This is a genomic window from Streptomyces shenzhenensis, assembly GCF_003688995.1.
Lineage (GTDB): Bacteria > Actinomycetota > Actinomycetes > Streptomycetales > Streptomycetaceae > Streptomyces > Streptomyces shenzhenensis_A.
In genome coordinates this window covers 1-2484 of the sequence record NZ_PENI01000079.1, presented here as the reverse complement: position 1 = coordinate 2484, position 2484 = coordinate 1, and the positions used below count along the sequence as shown (strand labels likewise).

Below are 2484 nucleotides of genomic sequence, written 5' to 3'. Positions count from 1 at the left end.
GCTTGGTACGCGGGGTGAGTGGATGTCGTAGACACCCGGTCCGGCCTCGCGGGGGTAGCCGTGGGCGGCGAGTTCGCGGGCGACCTGCATGTGGGAGCGGGCGGCTTCCAGGCTGATGACGTCGGCGTCGAGGTCGTCGATGGCCTGGACGATGTCGCCGAACTCGGCGTAGCACATGTGGGTGTGGATCTGGGTGTCGGGGCGTACGCCGCCGGTGGTGAGGCGGAATGCCTCGGTGGCCCACGCCAGGTAGGCCGGGCGGTCCGCGGCCCGTAGCGGCAGTGTTTCGCGCAGTGCCGGTTCGTCGACCTGGATGACCGAGGTCCCGGCTGTTTCCAGGTCGTCGACCTCGTCGCGCAGGGCGAGGGCGACCTGGCGGGCGGTGTCGGCGAGTGGCTGGTCGTCGCGGACGAAGGACCAGGCGAGCATGGTGACCGGTCCGGTGAGCATGCCCTTGACCGGACGGCCGGTGAGTGACTGGGCGTAGGTCGTCCAGCGCACCGTCATCGGTTCGGGGCGGGAGATGTCCCCGGCGAGGATCGGCGGGCGGACGTAGCGGGTGCCGTAGGACTGGACCCAGCCGTGCCGGGTGGCGAGGTAGCCGGTGAGCTGTTCGGCGAAGTACTGGACCATGTCGTTGCGTTCGGCCTCGCCGTGCACGAGGACGTCAAGGCCGGTCTTCTCCTGGAAGGCGATCACGTCCCGGATCTCGGCCCTGATGCGTTCCTCGTAGTCGGCGGTGCCGATCCGGCCGGCGCGCAGATCGGCGCGCGCGGTGCGCAGTTCGTCGGTCTGCGGGAACGAGCCGATGGTGGTGGTGGGCAGCAAGGGCAGGGCGAGGTGGGCCCGTTGGGCGGTGGCGCGTTCGGCGTAGGGCTGGGCGCGGTGGGTGTCGGCGTCGGTGACGGCGGCGGCGCGGGCCCGTACGGCGGGGTCGTGGGTGATCGGTGACATGGTGCGGGAGGTGAGGTCGGCGCGGTTGGCCGCGAGGTCGGCGGCGATCGCGTCGGTGCCGTGGGCGAGGCCCTTGGCAAGGGTGACGACCTCGCGGGTCTTCTGGCGGGCGAAGGCCAGCCAGCGCAGGATCTGTGGCTCGATGTCCCGTTCCGCGGCGGCGTCGAGGGGGACGTGGAGCAGGGAGCAGGAGGCGGCCACGTCGACCCGGTCGGCCAGCCCGAGCAGGGTGCCGAGGGTGGCGAGGGATTTCTCCAGGTCGTTGACCCAGATGTTGCGCCCGTTGACGACGCCGGCGACCAGGCGCTTGCCGGGCAGCCCGCCGACCGCCGCGAGGGCGTCCAGGTTGGTGGCGGCCGCCTCGGTGAAGTCCAGGGCCAGACCCTCCACCGGGGCCTTGGCCAGGACGGGCAGTGCGTCGCCGAGGCGGTCGAAGTAGGAGGCGACGAGCAGCCTGGGCCGGTCGGTGAGGGCGCCCAGGTCCCGGTAGGCGCGGGCGAGGGCATTCAGCTCGGCCTGGGTGCGGTCCTGGACCAGGGCCGGTTCGTCGAGCTGGACCCACTCCGCGCCGGCCGCGCGCAGATCGGCGAGGATCTCCGCGTACACCGGCAGCAGCCGGTCCAGGAGAGTCAGCGGCTCGAAGTCGGCGGGCACGCCGGGGGCGGGCTTGGCGAGCAGGAGGTAGGTGACGGGGCCGACCAGGACCGGGCGGGCGGTCAGCCCCAGGGCGAGCGCTTCCGTCAGCTCCCCGACCGGCTTGGCGGGGTCGGCCGTGAACACCGTGTCCGGGCCCAACTCCGGGACGAGATAGTGGTAGTTGGTGTCGAACCACTTGGTCATTTCCAGCGGCGCCACGTCCTGGGTGCCGCGGGCCATGGCGAAGTAGCCGGCCAGGGCGTCGGCCGCGACGGCGGCGCGGTGCCGGTCGGGGACGGCACCGACCATGACGGTGGTGTCGAGCACATGGTCGTAGTACGAGAAGTCGCCGGTGGGCACCTCGTGGATGCCGGCGGCGGCGAGCTGCTCCCAGTTGGCGCGGCGCAGGCCGGCGGCGGTGGCGCGCAGGGCGTCGGCGGTGACGCGGCCCTGCCAGTAGCCCTCGATCGCCTTCTTCAGTTCCCGGCTCTGGCCCTGACGGGGGTAGCCGTGCACGGTGGCCCGTGCTGCCGCGGCTGCGGGCTTGGTGGTCACGGAGATCTCCTTCGCGAGACGATTCCCTGAGATCCCGGGGAGGGGACGAGAGCGCGAAGGGGTGACGGACCGGACGGTGACGACCCCGCGCGGCAAAGGCACGGTCGTTCCGTCCGGTATGTACGCCGACCCGCCCTCGAGGTCACCGGGATGTCCGCGCACGCGTGGTCCGCGCGCGGGCAGTTGGCAGGTCTTCGGACTCACGGGCGCGTTCTCCCGGAGGAGGACACCTACTGGCCGTCGCTTCCCAGGCCCTGTTCGTGGGCCCAGTGCGTAAGACGGCGGTCGTTCCCGTTCACCGCTGCGGGGCAGTCCCGGATTCCCACCGGGTTCCCTCTT

The 2484-nt window shown here is 72.1% G+C and carries 1 protein-coding gene and 1 riboswitch; the gene reads right to left on the bottom strand.

Annotated features, from left to right (window positions below):
* The coding region (gene metE, locus CTZ28_RS46210) for a 5-methyltetrahydropteroyltriglutamate--homocysteine S-methyltransferase (protein ID WP_121895939.1) at positions 1-2145 on the bottom strand (2145 nt) is incomplete at its 3' end.
* Between the two features lie 168 nt (positions 2146-2313).
* Positions 2314-2484, bottom strand: a riboswitch (cobalamin riboswitch). This riboswitch is flagged as partial in the annotation.